A 19,008-nucleotide genomic window follows, 5' to 3' on the forward strand; every position below is an offset into this window, starting at 1 on the left:
CATGTCAAAATTGCTGAATAAAGTCTTAAGTGCTATTTATTTTTCAGTGTGATTGTGTGGAGTGTTTAAAAATATGGTTTCATCTATAACTCGGACATCGGGCATTTCTGGGAATTCTACTTCTGAAGTTGAGGGATTGGGCAAAGGGATTGAGAGCAGTTTTGGACTGAATTTAATCCCATTACCAGCAAATCCCTTATTTGGCACAGATGGGATTCGCGGACGAGTCGGAGAATTACTGAATGCGCCTTTAGCATTGCAAGTTGGTTTTTGGACGGGGATTGTTTTACGTAATCATGCAACTCAAGTAGGGCCAGTCATTCTCGGACAGGACTCTAGAAACTCCAGTGATATGCTGGCAATGGCTTTGAGTGCAGGGTTAACAGCAGCGGGGTTAGAGGTTTGGTATTTGGGATTATGTCCCACTCCTGGCGTTGCCTATCTCACCAGCGTCACTGATGCCATTGGTGGAGTGATGATTTCTGCCAGCCATAATCCTCCAGAAGACAATGGGATTAAGGTTTTTGGTAGCAATGGTGGGAAGTTGCCGCAAATATTGCAGACAGAAATAGAAGCAGGGGACTGCGTGGCAAGATATCACCGATCGCGAGAGTCAGTAATTGCGGACGGCATTACTCACGTTTCGAGTTAGTGGAAGATTATAGCTCGGCGTTGAAAAAGCCCTTAAACGGTGCCCTAAATCTTCAGGGAATGAAGATTGTTTTAGACTTGGCGTGGGGAGCCGCCGTTGGGTTAGCGCCATCAGTATTTACACAAATGGGAGCAGAGGTAATCTGCTTGCATAACGAAGCAGATGGCGATCGCATTAATGTTAACTGTGGTTCCACGCACCTAGACATTTTGGCAGCAACGGTACAAGAACACAACGCCGATATCGGCTTTGGCTTCGATGGCGATGCCGATCGCGTCTTAGCAGTAGACAATACAGGCAGGCAAGTTAACGGCGATTACATTCTCTACCTGTGGGGACGACACTTACAACAAAACCAACAATTGCCAGACAACCTGATTGTATCTACAGTCATGGCCAACTTAGGCTTTGAAAAAGCTTGGCAGCAAATTGGTGGTAACTTAATTCGTACCGCAGTTGGCGACCAATACGTGCAAGCCGAAATGCAGCGCACTGGGGGAATGCTAGGTGGCGAACAATCAGGGCATATTCTTTGCCGTCACTATGCTGTCACAGGAGATGGCTTGTTAACCGCATTACACATAGCATCTTTGCTGAAAGAGGCGGGTGTTCCCTTGAGCGAATTAGTAGATCGAAGCTTCCAAACCTATCCCCAATTATTGCGGAACGTGCGCGTTGTCGATCGCGATCGCCGTTTGGGATGGCAAGATTGCCAACCTGTGCAACAAGCGATCGCTCTTGCTGAAGCGGCAATGGGCGATTCCGGCAGAATTTTGGTTCGCGCTTCTGGCACAGAACCAGTCATCAGAGTAATGGTGGAAGCAGCCAATGCCGAACTCGCCAACTACTGGACAAATGAACTAGTTTCCAAAGTACAGCAGCATCTGATGGATTAAATTAGCTAATATCTCATCAAAAAAACGCCAAGTTTGATCGCAGCTTCTACGAATTAACTTTCCTTGGTTATGTCTAGAAGCTGTGACCGAACAATTTTAGATTTTAGATTTTAGATTTTGGATCAATACAGTTCAGATAAGCCCAAAATCCAGATGTAGAGACGCGATTTATCGCGTCTTAAAAGACCAATTATCTACACCAACAACCCTTAACTGAACCGTATTGGATTTTGGATTAAAATGAAAATCGTTCGACTGAGCGCTCACAACTTGGGTTCAAGCCTCTCCATTAAATCCTCCTCTATGTTCAGTTTTTACCCAGCGCGATCGCTCATGCTGCACACACATCTTTGAAGTGGCTACAATCATCACAGGAATCCAATGCACCATGTATAATGACCCTTGAATTGTTGCCCAAACCAAAGACCATCCTCGTAAATTTTGAAATTGGTAAAGTCCAGCAGTAAAGGCAATTGTCAGAATGATGCTGAGTAGTGTTTGCAAGGGAAACAGAACTGGATGATGGCTATAAAAAATTGTCCAAAGTAAGTCGGGTATTAATCCAATTGGTAGAAGAAATTGCAATATAAAAAATAATATTAAATCAATTTCTTTTGCCCAACCTAAAGTAAGAATTTGCGGAAAATAATCTAGATAACGCTGATAGCCACCTTCAGCCCAACGACAGCGTTGATTCCAAAGTTTTTCCCAAGTGGTTACACCTTCTTCCTGAATTGATGCAACTGTAACAAACTCAATTTCCGTACCTGCTAAATAGAGTTTGAAACAGAGATCCAAATCATCGGTGACAGTGTTCTCATTCCAACCTTGACACTTTTCTAACAATTCCCGACGAACTAACATCCCATTACCGCGCAGTTCAGACATACCACCAATAGCAATGCGATGGGTTTGTAGAAAGCTATCACAATTCATTTCCATCTGCTGACAACAAGTTAAGAAATTGGTATTAGCATTAGAAATTGCTTTTCGTACTTGCACTGCACCGATCGCTTGCTGATGAAACAGAGGTACTGTTTGCTGGAGAAAATTGGCTCTTAACTGAGCATCCGCATCACAGATTAGGATAATCTCCCCTTGAGTAAAGGGAAACACCGCATTCAATGCGCCTGATTTACCACCTTTTGATTCCCGTCGATGAACTTGTAAAGCTGGAAATTGAGTTTGTAATTCTTTCAAAACCTGGGGCGTTTCATCGGTACTACCGTCATCAACAACCCAGATATCTAGAGAATCGCTGGGATAATTCAGTTGGCATAAGCTGTAAACTAGATTAGCCAAGACTGGACTTTCATTTTTAGCCGGAACTAAAATCGAGACTGGCGGTAAATAAATTTCACTCTCCATCACCGCCGCCGCTGGTTTGGCTAACAGCATCCGTAACGTTTGCACAGTCAGGATTGCCGTTAATCCCAGCATCAACCATTGTGTTTCTGGTAGCCAGTGCAGCAAACTCACGCCACCCCAGACTAATAAAACTACTAGGGTTGCTTTGAGACGACGATGAAAGCTAGTATTTTTACTGAGTTGATAGGTACTTATTCCCACTTTATTTGCTACATCCTTTCGGTTCGTGGCTTAGTCCTGCGACGTAATAATAGCATCGTCACTGCTCCCAAAAGGAAACCCCTCACTCCTGCTACAACTGCTAGAATCCGCCCCAATGGGTTATTCAACAGAAAGAATTTTTACAAAGAAAGGCTGGAGGCAGTGTTTCGACTACGCTCAACTGCCGCGTAGTCGAAACTCAACAACCAGGCAGGTAAGATGCCTATCCCACAAGACTTAACTTTTGGTTTCGATATCGTATAACTGGCATAGAGTGAGGAGTTTTTGTTTGAGGCGATCGCGCACATTCTCAGGTAATATCACTACACAATCTGGCGCATACTGCATGACTTCGCGCATAAACCAAAATGTACTAGATACTCGCCTGACAACTCGTCGGACTCGCGCTTTATCTGGTATCCACTCATTAATATTGTCTTCTGGTTTAGCTTGATAGGCAAAAGCCAAGCCAGCAAATAGATGCATTTCCACTTCTATCTCAGCCAAACTTCGCCATTCACCAGAAATTGGCATAACAGCAGCTTCAGTAATCCTGTCTAATCGTAAACTCCAGTTGTGAACCAGTTCTGGTACATCAAAGTTTCCTTCTGTTTCTTCGCACCAGCAATCAAGATATACCCGCTTTTCGTGGGGTGTAACTTTGGCGTAACGTACAGTGAAGTTTAATAAGCGTCCGGCTGCATCTTGATAAGAAAGCTGAAATGGTTGGTTTCGCAAGATGTAGTTATCTATTTGTAATCGCCAAGCTGGGGGCAAATTCTCTAAGAAACGTTCGATTTCGCTTCGCAACGGTAATGATAATTCGCTGCGTTCGAGAAGTAAGTGTGCAATGATTTGCGCTTGTTCAATTTGCCCGATATCTGTCAACGCATTGATACATCTATGTAATGCCCTGATGCGTGGTTCTTTCCAATCGTTATTGTTACCGATGAGTAACTGACGTTGAGCGATCGCTTCTATTAGTTTAGAGATATTTGGGCGATCGCCCCACATCATACCGAATTCTAAGGCGATCGCTTCTAGCTCCGCTTTATCACGTTCTGATATCGACAGTGTAATAGATTGACCTTTTCGACTCATCTTTTATACGGACACTTTTATACTTATAAATCTTGTCAATCTCTATTTTGCGTGCCAATATAGTTTTTAACAACCAGTTACGGACACTATTTAAGTGTATGTCCGAAAATTACAGCATTACTCTCAAACCTGTTTACTCCCAAACCGTCCCAACACCTGACGGGGTGAAATTACCTCAAGATTGGTCGCTTTCTTGGCATCAGGCAGAAACTTTGAAGGCCTTGCGCGATCCAAATATTGATGTCGTGTTCAACACTGCGATGACTGGCGATGGTAAAAGTCTCGCCGGATACCTGGATATTTTGCAAAGACACTCTCCAGTTTTAGGGCTATATCCCACAAACGAACTCGCTAGAGATCAAGAAAAGCAAATTAAAGGATACATTGATAAATTTAAGCCTGAACATGAACCGCGTGTTAATCGGTTAAGTGGACAAGAATTAGAAATTTATGCTGAAGAAGAAAACTTAAAAAAAGGAGTAGCTTTAGAAACTCGCGCTGGTCAATCTGAAATTTTGCTGACCAATCCTGATATTTTTCACTATCTACATTATGGGGCATATTTACTTTATAAAGATAATCCAGATAAACTCTGGAATAGAATAGATAAGCGTTTTAATGTCATTCTTTTTGATGAACTTCATGTGTTTAAAGCGCCACAAATCGCCAGTGTAATCAACACAATGCTATTAATTCGTCACACCAACAGGCGTAAAAAGTTTTTATTTCTTTCTGCTACACCAAATCCGCAATTAATTGAGAGACTTAAATTAGTAGGTTTTCGCTGTCACCCCGTCAACCCAATAGAAGAAGAAGACCCCAAGTATCAATTTCCCGATACAATTGCTGAGTGTCAGCAGCTAGAAACCCAAGGTTGGCGCAAAGTCACGGGGGAAATATTTTTACAATTTGTCCCTTTACCACCAACTTCTAAAGCATCTGAAACTTGGTTGAAAGATAATGCAGAGTTGATTCTCAATCATTTACAAAAGCATCCAGGTAGCAAAGGCGCAATTATTCTTAATTCTATTGCTGCTGTGAAACGATTAAAGGATTTTTTTACACATTTTCTCCAGCCGTATAATTTCACAGTTGAAGAAAATACTGGTTTATCTGGGAAAAAAACTAAAGAAGAATCCCTAGATGCTGATTTAGTTTTAGGAACTAGCACTATTGATGTGGGTGTTGATTTCAAAATCAATTTCTTGTTTTTTGAATCAGCAGATTCGGGTAATTTTATCCAGCGTTTAGGCAGACTGGGACGACATGATGGTTATGAACGTGACGGACAGCAGATTGATTTTACTAACTTCACTGCTTATGCACTTGTCCCTGAATTTTTGGTGAAAAGGCTTTTTGAAAAAGATGAGAAAGATGAAGCACCACTATTGAAGTCAGGCGAAGTTTACGAACGTCCATTTTTTCACGATCAAATTAGGGATAAATACCGCAAAATTAATGATTTCACAGGCTATTACTTTAAATGGGGTGTTGTTCAATCTATGCGACTGGTTCGACAATTGGGACATCCTAATATTAAACAGCAATATGCAGCAGGTAGTCAGGAAGCACTAAAGAAAGATTGTGAGTTAGTTTTTAGAACTGACAAGAAACCAGTGAACCTTAAAGATGTGTTTGTTCGTAGCAAAAAATGGGAACGGGAATGGTACACACTTGCAAAAACTGATAAGGGAAATCCTATTTTAGAGGAGGCTGTGAGTTTTCGGGGTAAGAGTCCTTTACTGTGTGGAATTTACGATGATAAAGAGCAAAATGAGGCTGATAAGTTCAAAACCTACGATTTACCAGGAATTCTCAGCAACTTGGAAATTGAACCGATGAAGGGGACAGAATTTGAACGACTACGACAAGCGACTGCAGAACGCACAGATACAACTATTCCCAAAGGCAGATTTAAAAACTGTTTAGGATTTATGAAATTACTTCGCTATCGAGAAGAAAGACTAGATTGGAAATTTACTTATCCTGGGGACTTGAAACCCTTTGCTGATACTTGGGATGTACAGGTGTTGTTGGGTATTCAGGTTTGGCAACCTGCAAACTATTGGATTAGTGAAATTAACAAGCAATTGAAGAAACAGGCATTAGTTAGTTATCTGCTGCCTTTTCCCTTAGAGAGAGTACGTCAGCAAGGAAGATTGCCAATGCACTTTCAGATTTACCCAATTAGTGACCAATATAGTGTTTTAGATAATACACCACCATACTGCATTGCCTTCGGGCAGTCTGCACTATTGCTAGATACCTTGACACATTGGTTTAAGAGTAAAGGGGATGAGATATGGATAACGCCGTGTTGAGATCCCTAATAGGGATTAGTTTGGGCTTGCTGGAGATAGAGGAACGAGCGCCATTACGAACACAAAGCATTGTTTCAATCCCTAATAGGGGTTTGATAACCTCTACAAGTGCTATGAAGCACATTGACCAGCTATGCACATTATACTTCAAATAAGGATAAAAAATAAAATGGTCAATGATTGTGTTCGTATTAAAAAATCGCATATATTAATTAATAACAGGAAAATTCTACAGTTATATGAGAAACGAGCGCGAGTAGGAACACAGAACTGTACGCCCCGCCCTCCTTGATTTCATCGCTGGACTGGCTTTTAGGGCTTGATGTATCTGACTGGGATTAACTTCCCTCCACTTTAAATTGTGACTTTATAGTATCTGTAGCTTTCCCTGTTGTTCTTAACAATAAGGAAAAATCCACAATGAAAGATTTTAGCTACTCTGAAACATCAGGGCAAATCCTCTTGTTAATTCCATACAACTGGAAGCCATATTTTGAACACAAAGAAAATGTCAGTGAGGAAGTCAGAATCATCCTTGAACAGTTTGAAGAAAAAGTAAAGGATTTAAAGACTGCTCTTGATAAAAATTCAGTTCCATCAGATTTCAAAGAGGCAACTAATCTAGTTTTACTAATGCTCAAAGGATCAAGATAGGAACTAACCCAAAATTGTATTATCTAACATTATTCTCAACATAACAATAGCGTAGTAATGAGTAAATATGCTCCACTCGAATATTGTTAACTAGGAATAACACAGTTAGATTTCAAATTACAAATTGATAAAATTTGTACTTTTTCACATAGCTCTACAGTAACACTACTACTGTGGAATAGTCTGTAGAGCATTTTTTATAAATAATTAAAAGATGGTTAATTAAAAGCATATTTTAAGTTAAAAATAGAAGATATGCGAGGTTGTTTAGTATATATAACAATTTGAAATATTGCCATTATGAGTAATTCCATTTCAGACGATTATACACATCTACTTATGGAAGTACAACAACGGATTCGTTCAGCCCAGTACGAAGCATTAAAGGCAGTTAATCGGGAAATGATTAACCTGTATTGGGATATTGGGCAGATGATTGTTATCAAACAACAGGATGCTAGTTGGGGTAAATCAGTAGTAGAACAGCTAGCAAAAGACTTACAAGCAGAGTTTCCTGGTATTAGTGGTTTTTCTGCCAGAAATATCTGGAATATGCGGAATTTTTACGTCACATATAGCCAAAACGAAAAACTGCAACCAATGGTTGCAGAAATTGGATGGACTCACAATTTGGTCATTTTAGAAAAATGTAAAGATGACTTAGAACGAGAATTTTACATTAGAATGACTCGGAAGTTTGGCTGGACAAAAAACGTTTTAATCCACCAAATTGAAAATCAAACCTATGAAAAAACTCTGCTTAATCAAACTAATTTTGATCAAAGTATTTCAGCAGAGATACGTAACCAATTAAAGCTAGCAGTTAAAGATGAATATACTTTTGATTTTTTAGAATTAGCAGATGAACACAGCGAACGACAGCTAGAAGATTCAATTTTAGCAAAAGTTCAACCATTCTTACAAGAAATGGGTGGAATATTTGCCTTTATTGGTAGCCAATATCGTTTAGAAGTTGATGATGAAGAATATTTTATAGATATCCTATTATATCATCGCCGTTTAAAATGTCTGGTGGCAATAGAATTAAAAATTGGTAAGTTTTTACCTGAATATGTTGGCAAAATGCAGTTTTATTTAGCTGTTTTAGATAATACGGTAAAGCTACCAGAAGAAAATCCTTCTATTGGCATTATTCTTTGTAAATCCAAACAGAGAACTATTGTTGAATATGCACTAAAGGAATCTAATAAACCAATTGGTGTTGCAACTTACCAAATAGTTTCTAAAGTACCACAAGAATTAAAAAATCAACTTCCAGATCCAGAACAAGTTGCTAAATTGCTAGAAGGATTTGAATGAATGTTGACGATTAGCGATAATGCTGGAAAACTCAAATTTTATTTAATTTCATTTAATAAAAAAGATGGCTAAAAAAAGTAAAAAATCAGATGAATATCAACAACTATCACTCTTAGAAGCAGAAACAGAAAATGATTCAACCTCCGAACTCTCAGATGATGATTGGATGTCTGGAGATGATTCTGACTTTCAAGAAACATCTAATCTAAAAGTCGAAACACAATCAGCAGAACTCTTAACTCTCAAGTTACTGCAAGATGCAATTAAATCAGAAAATGACGATGATTTAATTATGCAGGATTTTAGTGATTACGTTTTACCCAATCTTTTACGGGTAGCGGTTGGAGTTACAGCCAAAGGTGGTAAATTTTTTGATTATTTCGATGAAAAGAGAGAAAAAGAAATAGAGAATTTTCACAAAAATAATTTAGGAAAAAGTCACAAAATAAAAGAGCCGAAAAAACTTGATCGAAGAAATGCAGGTGATCAATCTTTAAATACTCATTTACTCAATGGTTTACTACCAACTAATTTAATAGAACGTTGTCTAAATAAGCTTGATACCACTGCAAAAAGGGTAATTCAAGAACAAGAAAGGCGTTTGTTAATTGCTGGGTTTATTTTACATGATTTTGAAAAGTTTGATTATCGGCTATTTCCTAAAATGCCAGATAATTATAAAGCAATTAGCCAAGATAAGGAACAAGACATTCGCAAGTTATCTATAGATGCCCACCGCGAAATTATAGATGTTATAGTCTGTGAATTAGGTCTTGATAAATTTGTTAGCCCTGATGAACCAACAGCATGGCAAGAATATCGAGATGATTTGTTATTTATTGCCTACAATGCTCAGCGTCGAAATGATACAAATCTCAATGTTTCTGAGTATGGTTTACAGCCAATAATTGATGATTATATCCTGATATGTCTTGCTGATTTAACTTATTTAGCTGATTTACTTTCCTCAGTTATTAAGCATCCTCAAGATGCAGAACATCCTAGACTCAAAGAAATTATTCATAGCTTGAGTGATGGGCAATTAAAGTTTACCTATCACAGCATTGCTGAGAACCGTGGTGTTTTAACTAATGTGGTGAATAATGCTTTAGTGGACGCTCATATTAGTCTGAATACTGATGCAGATATCTACTATGAACCTTTGTTATATCTACCAACAGGCGTGATTTACTTGGCTTCGCGCAATGCTCCAGCTATCTCGCCGTCAGATTTACCAGACCGTGTAGTTAACAGTATTAAATCGCTTTGTGCGGGGCAATTACGCCTCAGACAAACAGGATTTGGTAGAGATGGCAAAGGCATGAAATATGCCGAATATTACAACTTATTTTTTGACGATATAGGCTTGATGAAAGTAGCCTTAGATGCTACATTAGGCATCTTAAACCCTAACAAAGATTCTGTTGCCAAAAGTCGCAGCGAAAATCTGAAGAAGTTTCAGCAACAAAATGTTTTATCTGCTGATTATGATTTCACATTTGAAGACGATATTCGTATTGACCAAATAGCAGAATTTGGCGATTTAGTTAGCCGTAAAATTTGGGAAGAGACAGTTAATCGCGTTGATTCTGCTCGTAAAAAAGATAAAAAGCTGCCAGCAGTTCCCGATTTTGATTTAACTCACAAAGTTGCAGAATTTTGGAATTTAGCAGAATGTTTACCCCAAATTAGAGAAATTCAACGCATTAACGAAAGTCTCAAAGAAAACAAGTTAAAGGGGAATACGGGAGGAGTACCTTATGAATGGTATTATCTGGCGGCTAAATATTTAGAACATCATCCAGGAATTGAAGATGTACGCGAACCTTGTCAGCAAGTCATTAACTATTTGACAACCTTAATTTCTCCAATACTTTCTCAATATAAATTACCTGATGGTTGGGATGATTTAAGGCTTTGGGTAAAACGAGTTGTGATGTTACCAGGCACTAATCAAGAGCCATCTGTTAAAACTCAAGTTGAAACATTTCTAAATGAGTTAGATAATTACAATGCTGCAAAAAAAGCAGGGCGAGGAAAACAATTAATCTGCTCAATTTCCCATTCTGCTTACACGGTTACTGAACAAATGGAATCAGCAGTTTTATTTACGCCTCAAGTTTATACAAATAAGCAAATGTTAGGAGGTTCTAACGCTAAACGCAATATCTCTAGTATTGCAGGTATGGAGATGATGCTGAGGCAAATATTGATGAATCAAACTCAAGCTGTAGGTAAACGATTTGAAGATGGTAAATATCGTTATCTCTACTTTTATCCTACTTATTACTTTACTCCAGAGACTAATAAGTTTTTGCAGAAAGCATACAATGGTATTGCTCAAACTCGCTTTGATACGAGCGTTCGTAATCATTTTATCAGTAAGGATTTACAGGCGAATTTGGGGCGCGATCGCTACCAAAGTGTAGATAGTTTCTTAATTGATGAAAATCTCCAGCGTGACAAGGATCGCACCTTTAAGCTTTCCTATCCTGAAGACCAGCCTTTAACATTTTACTTCATGGCGCTTCCGCCAGGAAGAGACAGCACCGATACAGAATCTTGGGTAATGCCAACTTGGTTAGCGTTTGCTTTCCCGATGATTTTAGATGTTAAAACTGTGGTTTCAGAGTCACCAATTCCACCTTTTAATGATGGGGCTGAATTTGAGGAAAGTGTTTTCCTTGATAGTGCGCCTCATGCTTTCCGTGCTTTAGTAAGGCGCGATCGCTTCCGTCTTGACTACATTCTCGAAGGTTGGAATGAAAACGGCATTCAATACCCAGCGCCTTTAAATGTGCTTACCGCCGCTTACGCCATTCATTTAGATGTGAATGCTAGACAAGGTAAGTCTGGTTACGATGCCAATTGGGGGAGATTCACAGAACTGGCTAAAGATTTTGAAACCAGTCCACTGTACGTCTTTTCTTATCTCAATCGCTGGGTACGTAATCAGGGATCGGAAACAGCGCGAATTGAAAAAATCCGGCTCTATACCTATCATTTTTATCCTTGTTTTGACCCTTATGTGAAATATGACACTAATATGGAGCAATTAATTGTGGGAGAAGCATCAAGTCTCAATCACCCAAAGAAATTAACAGATTTATACCGCATATTTTACCGAGCTAATAAGCGTTATAACCCTAAGTCTAACGCTGTGTTAAAACCGATTGATATTGCAGCTGAAACTATACTCAAAGCTGAGTCAAGCGTGTTTCAGGGAGAAACATTAGTTGCCGCTGTTGCAGCAGAAGTTTTTAAACTTATGGATCGTGTGCATTCTTCTACTGCTGAAGGACGCTGGATCATGAGCAAACGGGAACAAGAACGGCAAGCTGTTCTGGATTTTGCAAAGTATTTTGTAGAGGAGGTATTTGATAAATCATTTGCAGGCGATCGCGCTCGTTTAGCTGGTCGTCAACTCAACTTAATTCGAGATACTTGCGAATTTCTTTATCGTCTAGAAGATGATAAAGAAAATGCGGTAAAAGATGATAAATCTGTGGAAATAGATAACGACAATGAGTAGGGATTTGCCCTGACAATTTTGTTGAAAACGTAAATAAGTAATGAATAATTATTTGGAGAGCAATCATGGGACTTTTAAAAACTGTTGAACCTAAATTCTTTCAAACTGAAATTCCTTACAAACCAATGGGGAAATATGTTCATTTTTTAACTATCCGTATTACCGAATCTTATCCACTATTCCAGACAGATGCAGAACTGAATAAAGCACGAGTAAGAGCAGGAGTTAAAGACAAAACCACAATTAGCCGTTTGTCAATGTTCAAGCGCAAGCAGTCTACACCAGAGCGTTTAATTGGTCGAGAATTGCTACGTAACTATGGCTTGATGACGGCTGAAGAATGCGAATATAACGTGAATTTTGCAATGGATAATCCTGATTGCATCATTTACGGATTTGCTATTGGTGACTCTGGTTCAGAAAAATCAAAAGTTGTGGTAGACACAGCATTTTCAATTACAGCTTTTGATGAATCACACGAAACATTTACCCTCAATGCTCCTTATGAGAATGGCACGATGGCTTCCAAGGGTGAAAATGGTTCTAAACCTGGTGAAGTTACCAGTCGAATTAATCAACAAGATCATATTAGACCGCAAGTTTTCTTCCCTAGTATTGTCACGTTGAAAGATCCCACTGAGGCTAGCTTCCTTTATGTTTTTAATAATATTCTCCGAACTCGTCATTATGGAGCGCAAACAACCCGCACAGGTCGCGTAAGAAATGAGTTAATTGGTGTTGTATTTGCTGATGGAGAAATTACTAGTAACCTGCGTTGGACTCAAGCAATATATGACCAAATGAAATCTAATAATACTCTAAATCCTCCCGATCCACTAGATGAAGATGAAGTAATCACTGCTGCGAAAAATGCTATTGAGGCGTTAATGGCTGATGAGTTTATTGTTCATACAGATTTCATTGGTGATGCTTTTGTATCCCTAATTAATGAAGTCAAAACTTTAACAGGAAGTGAGAAAGGTATTCAGGCAATTTTACAAAAAGCTGATGCAGAAGCTAAAGATTATGCCAAGAAGCATATTAGTAAGAAGAAAACTACTGCTAAAGCGGGGAAAGAGTAATGGTATTTATTTATCGCTGTCAATTGGAGTTGCACGACAGCCTATATTACGCAACTCGTGAAATCGGGCGATTGTATGAAACAGAGCCAATAATTCACAATTATGCTCTCTGTTATGCACTGGGATTAGTTGATAGCCAAATCTACTCTACTACCGTTGCTGAAGAACATTCTTATCGCTATTTTTGTCCCAAACAAGTACCAAAATATGAGGAGCATCTAACGCCACTGAATCAACAGGGAATTTATGTAACTCCGGCGCGATCGCTCAATCATTCGTCTATCCTCAACACCTGGAAGTATGCTAACAACAACTACCACGTTGAAATGGAGAAAACTCAGAAAAATATCCCCAGTTTTGGCAGAGCGAAAGAAATAGCAGCAGAAAGTAAATTTGAGTTTTTTGTCATCTCCCAAAAAGAACTCAAACTACTAAAGTGGATTCGCTTGGGTAAATGGATGAGCAAGGCTGAAGTAACGGTTGAACCATTACCAAAACCTAAAACGGCTGAAGGTATCTTCACTTGTACACATCCATTAAATCCATTAGATGTAATGTTCACTAATCAAGTAATAAGCTATGATGTGGTAAATATGTCTCCAGTTAGCTTAATTCAGAATGTCCAAATGCGAGGTCAATACTATCAATTTGATGGCATTCAAAGCTTAAAAATTCCAGTTCGGATGGAATATCGTTTTCGGAGTTAACTAACTTCCAAACCCTTTACCATGTTTTTTAGCTTTTCGAGGCTCTATTGTCATTAACTCTGCTTTAAAACCTCTAGAGTCTTGCAACATCAACTTACGAATTCGCTGGTGTTGGTAAGCCTGTACGTCAGCAGCTAGAGGATGATCGGGGTCAATTTTTAGGTGAGTAATAGAAGAAACATATTTTTCTTTACTTTCGGGATTATTTGGCTCTTTTAGTCCGCACATAATCCCACCTTCATCTCCTGAATAGCCAACGAAATCAATTTCAAATTCTCTATCTGGATCGGCGTTTACTCCTTTTTGCTTTAATGTCTTCAAAAACTCCTTTCCAGCCCGTGTTTTTATTGGTAAGCTCTCTTTTAGTTTTTCAGTAAGTGCCTTTGCTGCATTGTAATCATCAATTCTCATCGCTCTAGCTCTTTATTTCAGTTCAAAAGGATTTTACTATAGTCTTTAACCTTTCCCCCAGCTACAAATTACGCTACAATCTTTAACCCCTGTTATTCCTGTACGCTCCCCACATCCCCAGTGAAACACTATCAACAACAAACCAACGCCTTCCCCAGCGACTACCTAAACAACTTGTGGGGAGAAATCCAAGCTTGTCCTTACTTTGCTATCAACAACCTCAACCGCGATTTTGTCGCCACTAAAGGATTTTCTGTAGTATTTCAGCGTTCTGGATTAGCAAAAGTAGAACAGCAGTTTCCCTACTTCAAGCCTTACCTCGATTTGGCTCTCCAGCCGAATTGTAATGCTTTTTACCTCAATCCTTTACAACTCAAAGAAGGCTCCCGCGTCGATCCGCATATCGATCGCTCTTTGCGTTCCTACTCTAAAACCATTGAACCGCCTGCGGTTGTCAGTGTGCTTTATGTGCGCGTACCTGCGGATATGGAAGGGGGAGAACTGGTATTGCGATCGCACAAACGCCAACTTGGGCAAATTAAGCCCCAATTCAATACTTTAGTTTATTTTCAAGGTGATTTAACCCATTCGGTTAATGCTGTCAAAACCCCAGGAAATCGCCTAAGTCTCGTTTGCGAACAGTATAGTTTGAGTGATGCTGAACTCCAGGAAATCCCTGAGTTTACTGTAGAGTCAAGAAGCACTCAGTCTACAACCAAAAAAAGAAAGTATGCCTCATAGTTTAGTGTTGAATTTGCTACCTCAATTGCCCATTCCACCACAATATCTTACAGGTAGACATCTCCACGCTCTATTTTTAACTCTCGTTAGTTCTGTAGATAAAGAACTAGGCGATCGCTTGCACGATTCCACCGCAGATAAAGCTTTCACTCTTTCTCCCCTGCAAACTAACTCCCCCCTTTTGAAGGGTGGTAAAGGGGGATTTAAATTGCAATATTCACATCAACAACCCATTCCCGCCGGAACTCCTTGTTGGTGGCGCATCTCTTTATTAGATGACACTCTATTTGGCAAACTTACCCAACTCTGGCTAAATCTTAATCCCAATCGCCCTTGGCATCTTGGCCCGGCTGACTTGTATATTACCAGCATTCAAGGCACACCCCAATCTATTCAACCTTGGGCTAATGCCAGTACTTATGCTCAATTATACGAAGAAGCTAGCGAGCGCAATTCTTCCATTAACCTTACCTTTTCCACGCCTACCGCCTTTCGTCAAGGACAGTATGATACTACCCTTCCTACCAGAGAATCTGTTTTCAATTCCCTACTTTCGCGGTGGAATAAATACAGTGGTATAGAATTTACTCAGATTGCGATCGAGTCAATTTTTCCTTCTTTTGTCAACATTCACACAGAAATATTAGCCGATTCTCGCAGCAAATTTATTGGCATTATTGGCGAAGTTAATTACAAAATTTTGGGACAAATTGAACCCATACAAATTAAGCAACTTAATGCTTTAGCTGATTTTGCTTTGTATGCAGGAATTGGTCGCAAAACAACTATGGGTATGGGAATGACGCGGCGGCTGTATTCTCCCTAATTTCAATCATCATTTAAAAACCATCTAAGTTATGAATCAAACTGAATATGTTTCCATTGCGGCATTGAATCAATATGCCTATTGTCCGCATCGCTGTTGTCAGCGAAAAGTCGAACGCATTGGCGGAGAACAGCCACGAGACGAAACAATTTTCTTTGCTGAGTCTCCTTCTAGCTAGGTTCCTGCATCTCAAATGCGCGGAGGGGTAGGTGTAGAAATTTCACAGCCAAAAAAAATGCTTCTATCCCTACTCCAGTAAGGCTTTGAAGCCATTATTCCCCTAATCCTCATCCGCGCAATCCCTGAAATGCTTATCAAAATACGATTTCAGCCTTTAAATTTTCCTGGCACTCTTTCCAAACGAATTCTCTAATGCTATGATTGCTCCAGAATCGCGCAACCGCACCTTGAAAACTAAATACAGCTTGGCTTTCAGGCTCCCGCTATTGCAATTTATCAAAATCCCTATTAGGGATTGAAACTACGCCTTGGCATAATTGCACCTAAAGAAACATAATTGCAATTTATCAAAATCCCTATTAGGGATTGAAACCTAGAGAGAAAATTGAACATACATGGAGCAAAACAATTGCAATTTATCAAAATCCCTATTAGGGATTGAAACAAGATACGTCTTGCGAAAAAGGCGCTTGCCCATGATTGCAATTTATCAAAATCCCTATTATACCAATTTAATATGAAGCTGCATATAATAGAGGAAACAAACTCGATAAATAAAAAGAACCATGAGCCGCCCTTTTAAGATTGAAATCGCAGAGAGCGAAGAAGAACTTAAAAAACGTTTACAAACAGCGAACTTAGGAACCCAGAAAGAAAAGCTTATTATGCTGTGGTGGATAAAAAGCGGGCAGGTTAAAGAGGAGCAAGATATTGGAAAACGCTTGGCAAGAGATACTTCAACGGTCACGAGATGGTTGCAGAAGTACAAAACTGATGGGATATCAGGCTTATTAGAAATCAAAAAAGCACTCTTGTGCAAAACGGAAAATCGATGATGCTGCGATCGCAGCACTCTCAGAGGAGTTAAAAACAGGAAAAGGCTTTAGTAGCTATGGTGCAATAGTTGAGTGGTTAAAAAAAGAACATGGACAAGATATAGAGTATGCAACGGTTTATGCCTGGGTTCGATATCGATTAGGGGCAAAACTAAAAGTGCCTCGCCCTCAAAGCCATAACCAGGACGAGAAATTAGTATCTGAATTTAAAAAAAACTCGGAATCATTCTTAATTGTCTAGAAAAACATCTTTCCCCCGGCAAGTGTGTTCGTTACTTGTGCCAGGATGAAACTAGGGTTGGACTCAAAACTCTTACAGGAAAAGTGATTACAGCTTCCGGAGTTAAGCCCACTGTTAAGGTGATATGGCCAAGAGATAACTTTTGGATTTATGGTGCAATTGAACCATTGACTGGAGATCATTTCCTTTATGAATATCCAAAACTAGATGGCGAGTGTTTTCAACAGTTTTTGGATTGGCTATCTGTACAATTAGGCTCGGATTATGCAATTTTACAGATTGACCAAGCACCAGCTCATACAAGTTCCACGATTAGCTGGCCAGAGAATATTATTCCTCTATTTCAACCACCATTGGCTCCTGAACTCAATCCTATCGAAAGGCTTTGGCAAGCTCTCAAGAAACCTCTCAAAAATCAACTTTTCTCTTCTCTACAAGCTTTACGCGATCGCATCCAAGAAATATTCGATCAACTTACACTTGAACAGGTAATATCTATCTCTTCTTATAACTTTATTCTCGAAGCTTTATTCTATGCAGCTTCACATTAAATCGGTATTAGGGATTGAAACTTTCAATATGCTTTGGATTAACAATTATTCTTTTATTGCAATTTATCAAAATCCCTATTAGGGATTGAAACAATAATCCTTTTTTCATTTAACGAGCCTTCTTACATTGCAATTTATCAAAATCCCTATTAGGGATTGAAACAACAAGAATAAGAGTAATTTTACTGAATCATCATAAAATTGCAATTTATCAAAATCCCTATTAGGGATTGAAACAACTTTTAACTTCTGATATCAAAGAAGAAACTATATTGCAATTTATCAAAATCCCTATTAGGGATTGAAACTGCCAAAAAATGAATTTAAAAAATTGGGGAGCCGTGGCATTGCAATTTATCAAAATCCCTATTAGGGATTGAAACAGTGCTTTTAGAATTCCCATTAGCATCGGTGTAGATTGCAATTTATCAAAATCCCTATTAGGGATTGAAACCTTTCTGCGGCGATCCTGCATGTGCAGCAAATTATTGCAATTTATCAAAATCCCTATTAGGGATTGAAACGGTAGTAGCTCAAGCAGCTTAAGCAATTCGGTCTGATGAATTGCAATTTATCAAAATCCCTATTAGGGATTGAAACACAAGTCTGACAAACGCGATCGCTCGTAACTGTCATTGCAATTTATCAAAATCCCTATTAGGAATTAAAATATTTACTTATAGGTGTTCATTATTTACTGAACACCTGAAGAATTTAGTTAAGTTTCAGCAATATCTTTGTTAAGCCATCGCCTAACCGCTCAATAGATTCTTGCTGTTTCGGATCTTTTAATGCGCCATCAGCATTAAAGGCTTCATAAGCTTTGGATACTGCTACTTGGTCGGGAAGCACCAAAACTTTGATGTTTCCCAAAATAGAGCGTAGGTGAACTAGCCCCCGCAAACCACCAAGAGCGCCTGGGGAAGCGCTCATAATACTAGCAACCTTCCCTGCAAAAGCAGTCAAAGCCAAAGGTGCTTCATTTTGATATGGACGAGATGCCCAGTCAATGGCGTTCTTCAAAACTGCTGTGAGTGAACTGTTATATTCCGGCGAAGCAATCAGCAATCCTTGATGAGAAATCATCAAGTCCTTAAACGTGCGGGCGTTGGCTGGTAGTCCTTCTTGAGCTTCCAAGTCTTCATCATACAGAGGTAAGGGCAAATCGCGGAGGTCTATATAAGTCACTTCTGCGCCAGCTGCCTTAGCGCCAGCCGCCGCAATTTTTACCAGTTTTTTGTTGTAAGAATCTATCCGGGTGCTGCCAGCAAAGGCGAGGATTTTCGGTGTAGATGCCATAATTCTAGGTTGAATGGGAAGGATTAACCTGTTCAGCTGCATTATCCTGTTTTCAGGCGATCGCTATTTGTTACTTTTAGAGTTTCTTT

The 19,008-nt window shown here is 39.2% G+C and carries 16 protein-coding genes, 1 pseudogene and 1 CRISPR repeat array; of the genes and pseudogenes, 13 read left to right on the forward strand and 4 right to left on the reverse strand.

Annotated features, from left to right (window positions below; translation table 11 throughout):
• Nucleotides 1-73: 73 nt before the first annotated feature.
• Nucleotides 74-1,548: pseudogene (glmM, locus tag NSTCB13_RS03775) on the forward strand (phosphoglucosamine mutase).
• Between the two features lie 276 nt (nt 1,549-1,824).
• Here glmM and NSTCB13_RS03780 read toward each other — a convergent pair.
• Together NSTCB13_RS03780 and NSTCB13_RS03785 are read right to left on the reverse strand one after the other, a co-directional pair.
• On the reverse strand, nt 1,825-3,117 hold the full coding sequence (locus tag NSTCB13_RS03780; RefSeq protein ID WP_445628405.1) for a glycosyltransferase: 1,293 nt from the start codon (nt 3,115-3,117) through the stop codon (nt 1,825-1,827).
• A 237-nt stretch (nt 3,118-3,354) separates the two neighbouring features.
• Nucleotides 3,355-4,218, reverse strand: a complete 864-nt coding sequence (locus tag NSTCB13_RS03785; RefSeq protein ID WP_448271380.1) for a WYL domain-containing protein — start codon at nt 4,216-4,218, stop codon at nt 3,355-3,357.
• A gap of 98 nt (nt 4,219-4,316) precedes the next feature.
• Here NSTCB13_RS03785 and cas3 point away from each other — a divergent pair, with 98 nt between their 5' ends.
• The 6 genes from cas3 to cas5d all read left to right on the forward strand — a co-directional run bounded on the left by cas3 (nt 4,317) and on the right by cas5d (nt 13,834).
• On the forward strand, nt 4,317-6,539 hold the full coding sequence (gene cas3, locus NSTCB13_RS03790) for a type I-D CRISPR-associated helicase Cas3' (protein WP_448271381.1): 2,223 nt from the start codon (nt 4,317-4,319) through the stop codon (nt 6,537-6,539).
• A 420-nt stretch (nt 6,540-6,959) separates the two neighbouring features.
• Nucleotides 6,960-7,193: a hypothetical protein gene (locus NSTCB13_RS03795; RefSeq protein WP_448271382.1), complete on the forward strand. Its 234-nt coding sequence runs from the start codon at nt 6,960-6,962 to the stop codon at nt 7,191-7,193.
• Nucleotides 7,194-7,493: 300 nt separating this feature from the next.
• The gene (locus NSTCB13_RS03800; RefSeq protein ID WP_448271383.1) at nt 7,494-8,513 is read left to right on the forward strand and encodes a PDDEXK nuclease domain-containing protein; all 1,020 of its coding nucleotides are present in this window, start codon (nt 7,494-7,496) and stop codon (nt 8,511-8,513) included.
• Between the two features lie 64 nt (nt 8,514-8,577).
• Nucleotides 8,578-12,045 (forward strand): type I-D CRISPR-associated protein Cas10d/Csc3, encoded by a 3,468-nt coding sequence (gene cas10d, locus NSTCB13_RS03805; RefSeq protein WP_448271384.1) that lies wholly within the window; start codon nt 8,578-8,580, stop codon nt 12,043-12,045.
• Between the two features lie 65 nt (nt 12,046-12,110).
• Complete coding sequence (gene cas7d / locus NSTCB13_RS03810; RefSeq protein WP_448271385.1) at nt 12,111-13,127, forward strand: type I-D CRISPR-associated protein Cas7/Csc2; 1,017 nt, start codon at nt 12,111-12,113, stop codon at nt 13,125-13,127.
• Nucleotides 13,127-13,834 carry a type I-D CRISPR-associated protein Cas5/Csc1 gene (gene cas5d / locus NSTCB13_RS03815; RefSeq protein WP_448271386.1) on the forward strand — a complete coding sequence of 236 codons (708 nt, stop codon included), beginning with the start codon at nt 13,127-13,129 and terminating at the stop codon, nt 13,832-13,834. The genes cas7d and cas5d overlap by 1 nt, the downstream gene beginning before the upstream one ends.
• On the opposite strand, the gene NSTCB13_RS03820 is transcribed toward cas5d, so the two are convergent.
• The gene (locus NSTCB13_RS03820) at nt 13,835-14,245 is read right to left on the reverse strand and encodes a hypothetical protein (RefSeq protein ID WP_448271387.1); all 411 of its coding nucleotides are present in this window, start codon (nt 14,243-14,245) and stop codon (nt 13,835-13,837) included.
• A gap of 120 nt (nt 14,246-14,365) precedes the next feature.
• On the opposite strand from NSTCB13_RS03820, the gene NSTCB13_RS03825 reads away from it, so the two are divergent.
• The 6 genes from NSTCB13_RS03825 (at nt 14,366) to NSTCB13_RS03850 (ending at nt 17,620) form a co-directional block, all read left to right on the forward strand.
• Nucleotides 14,366-14,986, forward strand: a complete 621-nt coding sequence (locus tag NSTCB13_RS03825; RefSeq protein WP_190894279.1) for a 2OG-Fe(II) oxygenase — start codon at nt 14,366-14,368, stop codon at nt 14,984-14,986.
• A complete protein-coding gene (gene cas6 / locus NSTCB13_RS03830; protein ID WP_448271388.1) occupies nt 14,976-15,812 on the forward strand; it encodes a CRISPR-associated endoribonuclease Cas6 in 837 nt (278 codons plus the stop codon). Before NSTCB13_RS03825 ends, cas6 begins: the two co-directional genes overlap by 11 nt.
• Before the next feature lie 31 nt (nt 15,813-15,843).
• Complete coding sequence (locus NSTCB13_RS03835) at nt 15,844-15,990, forward strand: hypothetical protein (protein ID WP_448271389.1); 147 nt, start codon at nt 15,844-15,846, stop codon at nt 15,988-15,990.
• Nucleotides 15,991-16,558: 568 nt separating this feature from the next.
• Nucleotides 16,559-16,828: a helix-turn-helix domain-containing protein gene (locus NSTCB13_RS03840; protein ID WP_448271390.1), complete on the forward strand. Its 270-nt coding sequence runs from the start codon at nt 16,559-16,561 to the stop codon at nt 16,826-16,828.
• A 64-nt stretch (nt 16,829-16,892) separates the two neighbouring features.
• Nucleotides 16,893-17,069 carry a winged helix-turn-helix domain-containing protein gene (locus NSTCB13_RS03845; protein WP_397330461.1) on the forward strand — a complete coding sequence of 59 codons (177 nt, stop codon included), beginning with the start codon at nt 16,893-16,895 and terminating at the stop codon, nt 17,067-17,069.
• A complete protein-coding gene (locus NSTCB13_RS03850) occupies nt 17,054-17,620 on the forward strand; it encodes an IS630 family transposase (RefSeq protein ID WP_448273115.1) in 567 nt (188 codons plus the stop codon). The genes NSTCB13_RS03845 and NSTCB13_RS03850 overlap by 16 nt, the downstream gene beginning before the upstream one ends.
• Before the next feature lie 55 nt (nt 17,621-17,675).
• Nucleotides 17,676-18,291: direct repeats of the CRISPR family, unit length 37 nt; unit sequence ATTGCAATTTATCAAAATCCCTATTAGGGATTGAAAC.
• A 43-nt stretch (nt 18,292-18,334) separates the two neighbouring features.
• Here NSTCB13_RS03850 and NSTCB13_RS03855 read toward each other — a convergent pair.
• Nucleotides 18,335-18,919 (reverse strand): NADPH-dependent FMN reductase, encoded by a 585-nt coding sequence (locus NSTCB13_RS03855; protein ID WP_445628433.1) that lies wholly within the window; start codon nt 18,917-18,919, stop codon nt 18,335-18,337.
• Nucleotides 18,920-19,008: the final 89 nt, after the last annotated feature.

It is taken from the genome of Nostoc sp. DSM 114160 (genome assembly GCF_053470305.1).

Bases quoted from the DNA above. Each gene is read 5' to 3' on its own strand.
- NSTCB13_RS03785 (WP_448271380.1), bottom strand. From the start codon at position 4,218: ATGAGTCGAAAAGGTCAATCTATTACACTGTCGATATCAGAACGTGAT.
- cas3 (WP_448271381.1), top strand. From the start codon at position 4,317: ATGTCCGAAAATTACAGCATTACTCTCAAACCTGTTTACTCCCAAACC.
- NSTCB13_RS03795 (WP_448271382.1), top strand. From the start codon at position 6,960: ATGAAAGATTTTAGCTACTCTGAAACATCAGGGCAAATCCTCTTGTTA.
- NSTCB13_RS03800 (WP_448271383.1), top strand. From the start codon at position 7,494: ATGAGTAATTCCATTTCAGACGATTATACACATCTACTTATGGAAGTA.
- cas10d (WP_448271384.1), top strand. From the start codon at position 8,578: ATGGCTAAAAAAAGTAAAAAATCAGATGAATATCAACAACTATCACTC.
- cas7d (WP_448271385.1), top strand. From the start codon at position 12,111: ATGGGACTTTTAAAAACTGTTGAACCTAAATTCTTTCAAACTGAAATT.
- cas5d (WP_448271386.1), top strand. From the start codon at position 13,127: ATGGTATTTATTTATCGCTGTCAATTGGAGTTGCACGACAGCCTATAT.
- NSTCB13_RS03820 (WP_448271387.1), bottom strand. From the start codon at position 14,245: ATGAGAATTGATGATTACAATGCAGCAAAGGCACTTACTGAAAAACTA.
- cas6 (WP_448271388.1), top strand. From the start codon at position 14,976: ATGCCTCATAGTTTAGTGTTGAATTTGCTACCTCAATTGCCCATTCCA.
- NSTCB13_RS03835 (WP_448271389.1), top strand. From the start codon at position 15,844: ATGAATCAAACTGAATATGTTTCCATTGCGGCATTGAATCAATATGCC.
- NSTCB13_RS03840 (WP_448271390.1), top strand. From the start codon at position 16,559: ATGAGCCGCCCTTTTAAGATTGAAATCGCAGAGAGCGAAGAAGAACTT.
- NSTCB13_RS03855 (WP_445628433.1), bottom strand. From the start codon at position 18,919: ATGGCATCTACACCGAAAATCCTCGCCTTTGCTGGCAGCACCCGGATA.